This is a genomic window from Myroides sp. C1519, assembly GCF_038039755.1.
Classification (GTDB): Bacteria; Bacteroidota; Bacteroidia; order Flavobacteriales; family Flavobacteriaceae; genus Flavobacterium; species Flavobacterium phaeum_A.
This window is the reverse complement of the sequence record NZ_JBBPHM010000003.1, coordinates 191,699-198,511: the sequence shown is the minus strand read 5'-3', so window position 1 is coordinate 198,511 and position 6,813 is coordinate 191,699. Positions and strand designations below refer to the sequence as shown.

The window sequence follows — 6,813 nt, the reverse complement described above, 5'->3', positions numbered from 1 at the left end:
ACCCGCGACCCCATGCGTGACAGGCATGTATTCTAACCAACTGAACTACCAAACCAGTTATTTAATGTTTTAAAGCATTGCTTTCTTAACGGTGACAAAGATAACTCTTTTTTTTAAACTTCAAAACTTTTTTTTAATTTTTTTTGAAGTCTCTTTTTTTAAAGAGTGGATTGAAAAGTGTCTCTTTTTAAAGAGACACTTACTCTCTCCTTTTGCGGTCTGGACGGGACTCGAACCCGCGACCCCATGCGTGACAGGCATGTATTCTAACCAACTGAACTACCAAACCTTTGTCGTTATTGCTGTAATGCGATGCAAATATACAACCATTTTCTACACTTGCAAATCCTATAAACAAAAAAAATCGTTTTTTTTCTTACAAAAAGCGAACCAATCTGAATATCAGTAAGATAAAAACGAAACTTTTTTTGTTTTTTTTTATTACAAAACTTGCAACAACTCTAAAAAACACAAAAACTCAATAAACATCAAGGGTTACAGACACCCTTTTTCAAAAAAAAAGCCCTCGAAATACGAGGGCTTTTAATTTTATAGTTCATTATCTGACTAAAATAATGCTTCAATTGCATCAACATATGTCTTTTTAGGAGCAACTCCTACTTGGCGACCTACTACTTCACCATCTTTAAAGATTAATACAGTAGGGATATTTCTAATTCCGTATTTAGCAGCGAACTCTTGATTTGCATCAACGTCCACTTTTCCTACTACAGCTTTCCCTTCCATTTCTGTACTAATTTCTTCTACAACTGGTCCTAACATTTTACAAGGTCCACACCATACTGCCCAAAAGTCAACCATTACTGGTTTCTCTGATTTTAATACTACTTCTTCAAAAGTAGCATCTGTTATCTCTAATGCCATTTCTTTTCTTTTTATGTTATATCAACAAACTTAATAAAATAATTATACTTATATAAGTGTCTGTAATTATTTTTCTCTATCAATCAATTACTAAAACTAATTCAATTGAAATTTTACTTGTATTCTTTCTAAATCCTCTAATAACTCCGCAGTGATATCTACACGCGAATTTCTGCTATTCATCTCTACTTTATTAACGATGCGATATTCTTCTCGCTCTGGCACTATTTCTATTGCGTCCATATCCATTTCAACATCTAAATCATCATCACTAATATTAGGTAATGCTACTGGCACTATTGGTGTCTCTGCCGCTACAATTACCTTTTCTAATTCAACCACTTCAAAATTTACAAACTTATCTCCAGGGTGTTTGTCTAAAACACCTTTTAAACGCTCTATTTGCTCTTTATATATATCACGTATATTCATTAAAATAGTAAGATCTTTAGCAAATGTTGGAATTACCTCGTGCAACAACTTCATTTCTAAAAACTGAATTCGTGGCTCTGACTTTTCTCCTGTATCTTTTCTAATCCACCCTTCTTTAATCATCAGCTTCACATAAACAAAAGTATTAGCCAACAAGAAATGTCTAAGTTTTAAAAACTCTTCATTAAACATTCTAAACTCATAACTCTCGTCATATCCTTCAATAGTAAACATAGCCCAATCTTTCCCCTTTGCAGAGGTTCTAAATTGAACATCACTTATCATACCTCCAAATGTAACCGTACGTCCTGTCAACTTCTCTAAATTGCTTAATTGGTCTAACGTTATATTACAGAAATACTTCATTTCAAACCTAAAGTCATCTAAAGGATGTCCTGAAATATAAATTCCAACTACCTCTTTTTCTTTTGCCAACTTCACCATTGTGCTCCACTCTTCACAAATAGGCATTACTGGCTCTGGAATTTGAACTTCACTACTATCGCCAAATAAACTAAATTGAGAAGAATTATCGTTCTCTTGAGACTTAGCGCCATACTTAATTGCTTTTTCAAAAAACAACATTGTATCACTTGGATCCATATGGAAGTACTGTGCACGGTGTGTATTTTCAAAACAATCGAAACCTCCTGCTAATGCAAGATTCTCAAATGCCTTTTTATTAGCTGCACGCAAATCAACGCGTTTTGCCATATCAAAAATAGATGTATAACGTCCGCTTTCTCTATTTTCAACAATCGTATTAACTGCTCCTTGACCAACTCCTTTAATCGCCCCCATACCAAAGCGAATCTCATAATTCTCGTTTACAGTAAACTTATAAAACGATTCATTTACATCAGGTCCTAATACTTGTAACCCCATACGCTTACATTCTTCCATAAAGAAAGTAACCTGTTTGATGTCATTCATATTATTAGACAGTACAGCCGCCATATATTCTGCCGGATAATGCGCTTTCAAGAAAGCAGTTTGATAAGCAATCCAAGCATAACACGTTGAGTGAGATTTGTTAAACGCATAAGAAGCAAACGCCTCCCAGTCTTTCCATATCTTCTCTAAAACAGTTGCATCGTGACCTTTTTCAGAAGCCTGTTGAACAAACTTTGGCTTCATTTTATCAAGTACATCCTTTTGTTTCTTACCCATTGCTTTACGCAGAACGTCGGCCTCACCCTTTGTAAAACCAGCTAACTTCTGAGAAAGTAACATTACCTGCTCTTGATAAACAGTAATACCATACGTCTCATTCAAGTACTCCTCACAAGCATCTAAATCATATACAATTGGTTCTTCTCCATTCTTACGGCGAATAAACGAAGGAATATACTCTAACGGACCAGGTCTGTACAAGGCATTCATCGCAATTAAATCGGCAAAGACAGTTGGTTTTAGCTCACGCATATACTTCTGCATACCAGCAGACTCATACTGGAACACCCCAATCGTTTCTCCTCGTTGGAAAAGCTCATATGTCTTGACATCATCAATCGGAATTTCATCCGGATTTATTTCAATTCCCGTTCTATACTTAACTAACTTAATTGTATCCTTAATCAGGGTTAACGTTTTTAACCCCAAGAAGTCCATCTTCAATAACCCAGCACTTTCAGCTACGGAGTTATCAAATTGAGTCACATATAAATCAGAATCTTTGGCTAAAGTAACAGGTACGAATTTCGTAATATCATCAGGCGTAATAATCACACCACAAGCGTGAATCCCTGTATTACGCATTGATCCCTCCAATATTTTTGCTTGCTGAATAGTCTGTCCTGCCAACGAATCCTCTTGTGCAACAGCAATAAGCTCCTTCACTTTTTCAAACTCCTCTCCTCTCAAAGCAGCCTTTACTGTATTTTCATCTTCCGATAAAAAGCGAGCTAAGTTCCACTTAGAAGGCATCATTGCAGGAATCATCTTAGCAATTCTATCCGCGTCAAATAATGGTAAATCTAACACCCTTGCTGTATCACGAATAGCAGACTTCGTCGCCATCTTACCATACGTAATAATTTGCGCTACTTGATTAGACCCGTACTTATTAATTACGTAATCCATAACCTTACTTCTTCCCTCATCATCAAAGTCAATATCAATATCGGGCATCGATACACGGTCAGGATTAAGGAAACGCTCAAAAAGCAAGTCATATTCAATAGGATCTAAATTTGTAATACCTAAACAATAGGCTACAGCAGATCCTGCTGCAGATCCACGTCCTGGTCCAACAGAAACTCCCATTTCTCTGGCAGCGGCAATAAAATCCTGAACAATCAAGAAATAACCAGGATACCCAGTTCTTTCAATTGTAGCCAACTCAAAGTCTAATCGCTCCTTTATTTCTTCTGTAACCTCGGGATATCTTCTCTTCGCTCCTTCATAGGTCAGATATTTTAAGAAATTATTTTCTCCTATCTTTCCTGTACCATCTCCTTCCAAATCTCTTGCATCCTGAAACTCTTCAGGAATATCGAACTTAGGAAGTAATACATCGCGGTGTAACACAAAAGGCTCCACCTTATCTACAATCTCCTGAATATTATAAATTGCATCCGGATAATCCTCAAAAAGAGCTTTCATCTCATCTCCAGACTTATAATAATATTCCTGATTAGGCAGACCATATCTATATCCTCTACCCCTACCAATAGGCGTAGTTTGTTTTTCACCATCTTTCACACACAATAAAATATCGTGTGCATTTGCATCTTTTTTATCAAGATAATACGAGTTATTCGTTGCAATCAACTTAACATCGTGTTTTCTTGACAATTCAACTAAACCTTGGTTAACGCGATTCTCATCTTCCTGATTATGTCGCATTATCTCAATATAAAGATCCTCTCCAAACTGTTCTTTCCACCAGAGCAAAGCCTCCTCTGCTTGGCGTTCACCAACATTCAATATCTTAGACGGAACCTCACCCTGTAAGTTACCCGTTAAGACAATCACATCTTCTTTATATTGTTTTACAACTTCTTTATCAATACGAGGAACATAATAGAAACCATCCGTATAGGCTATAGATGCCATTTTAGCTAAGTTGTGATAACCTTCCTTATTCTTTGCAAGCATCACAACCTGATACCCATTATCCTTTTTACTTTTATCCTGATGATTCTCACAAATAAAGAATTCACAACCAACAATAGGAGTCATTAGTTCCAATGGCTCTTGCCCTTGTTCTACCAACTCTTTGTTCTTAGCTTGAATTCCCTTATTGTAATCACTAACCTCCTTTACAAATAAGAAAGCTCCCATCATATTTCCGTGGTCAGTCATTGCAACAGCAGGCATATTATACTCCGCTGTTTTCTTAACTAACGACTTGATAGAAATAGTAGATTGTAAAATAGAAAATTGTGTATGTACGTGTAAATGGGCAAACTTAGCCTTATTAAAACGCTCCAATGCTTCATCAGAAATCGTTTCTGACGTATCCCCTTGTAGTTTAGCTAACTTTTTACGAATATTTTCAGAAGCCTTCTGTAAGTTAATATGCTTTAATCCAATTAACTTAAAAGGCTCTGGATTTACTTCCTTATAGCGTTGAATATAAGTATCGTCACACTGTAATTCCTCTTTAGAGAAAACACCTAACTTGATCAACTCTAAGAAACAACGAGTCGTTGCTTCCACATCGGCAGTTGCGTTATGCGCTTCACCAAAAGGAACTCCAAACAAATATGTATGCAATTCAGTCAGTGTAGGAAGTTTAAATCTACCTCCTCTACCTCCTGGTAATTTTAATAACTCAGCTGTAACCTCTGTACAAGTATCTAAAACAGGAAGGTCAGCCATAATACTGTCAACACCCATACGGTGAAATTCACACCCCATAATGTTAACATCAAACCCTAAGTTTTGACCGACGATAAATTTCGTTTTTGAAAGAGCTATATTGAATTTCTCTAAAACCTCTTTCAACGGAATACCTTCCGCTTCTGCCAACTCAGTAGAAATTCCGTGAATACGCTCAGCATCATAAGGAATATTATACCCCTCAGGCTTTACTAAATAATCTTGATGTTCAATCAAATTCCCATACTCATCGTGCAATTGCCAAGCAATCTGAACACAGCGAGGCCAGTTATCTACATCAGTAATAGGAGCTGACCAACTCTTAGGAAGACCAGTAGTTTCGGTATCAAAAATTAAATACATAGTTGATTTTAAGAAATGTAGCCTTTAAATAAGGCTTTATAGTACGATAAACAAAGTTATAAAAAAAAGACTGCTTTTAAATCAAAGCAGTCTTTTAAGTATGTTAAACCAATAAATGGATGTTTTATTATTTTGCAGCCTCAAGCTTAATTCTGAAAAATACTCCATCGTGAAATGACTTTTTATCTCTCAACTTCTCCACTCTTATCTTTTGAGCAGGAGTTAATTTACTTTTATCCTCATCAGACATTTCAATCTTCTTTAAATTAGCATAGAAAGTACCAGAGATAGTACCAGGAACTTGCTTCTCTTCAGAATCAAAAACAACTATTCCAACATCTGTAATTTCTTTATTACTATCTTGAGTAACATATTTCCCTAAAACTTTTCTATCATTATTATCTAAAAGATAATATTGAGCATAACCAGCTAAACCTTCGATTCCTTCTTGTTTTCCAAGTTTTCCAACATCACCCAAGTATAACTTCTCTTTAGAATCACTACTAAATAAAGTATAAGGCACGCGAAGTACAAATCTTGTTGAATCTGTTTCTGCCACTAAACTTAGTATATTATCTTGATTAACGCTTGCTCTATTATATTGTGGCCTCCAAGTTTCAAACTTCACTCCTGTTGTAAACTCTTCATTATTTGCCATTGCTTGTATACCTGGATCGCTTGTAGTTGATTCATTTTCACAAGAAAAAAATCCAACTGCTAACAATAATATCCCTAAAACCTTTCTCATATTCTTCTTTATAACTTGTATTATAACCTAAGGCACAAAATTATAGTATTTACAAATAGAAAAAAAGCTTTTAATTAATAAAATTTTAACTTTTAACAACAAAACACAACAATAATAAATTACTATATATCAACACTTTAAAAAACTGCAAAGACTTCTTTTTTTATTTATTAAGCTTCTTAAAAAACACCCCTCTTTACATCTTGTTAATTAACTATTCAAACGCAGAGATTAAAATAGCATACTACAGCTGTATTTTAGCAGTTTTATAATGAATGTTTGTATACTGTATGTATAGTCCTTGTATACCCGTTGTATACTTTCTATGTAAAAATATACAAACAGTATACATTTGATCTACAAACTATATACATACACTACAACTAAAATTTTACTATGATTAATTCTTAATTGCCCCACTAATACTAAACCTATTTGTCTACAAATAAATACACCTTTAATTCAGATAACAATCTAAAGACCTTTTTTACAAGGACTAATAAAATGAAAGAGCAACGGAGGCAACTACTAATCTATCTATTAAGCATTTACAAAAAATC

The 6,813-nt window shown here is 34.8% G+C and carries 3 protein-coding genes and 1 tRNA gene; all 4 read right to left on the bottom strand.

Annotated features, from left to right (window positions below):
- Positions 1-215: 215 nt before the first annotated feature.
- A tRNA-Asp gene (locus AABL81_RS03585) sits at positions 216-289 on the bottom strand.
- A 278-nt stretch (positions 290-567) separates the two neighbouring features.
- Positions 568-885 (bottom strand): thioredoxin, encoded by a 318-nt coding sequence (trxA, locus tag AABL81_RS03580; protein WP_158209563.1) that lies wholly within the window; start codon positions 883-885, stop codon positions 568-570.
- Positions 886-981: 96 nt separating this feature from the next.
- A complete protein-coding gene (dnaE, locus tag AABL81_RS03575; RefSeq protein WP_158209564.1) occupies positions 982-5,505 on the bottom strand; it encodes a DNA polymerase III subunit alpha in 4,524 nt (1,507 codons plus the stop codon).
- A gap of 127 nt (positions 5,506-5,632) precedes the next feature.
- Entirely contained in the window at positions 5,633-6,253 is a 621-nt protein-coding gene (locus tag AABL81_RS03570; RefSeq protein ID WP_158209565.1) for a DUF6252 family protein, read from the bottom strand.
- Positions 6,254-6,813 lie beyond the last annotated feature (560 nt).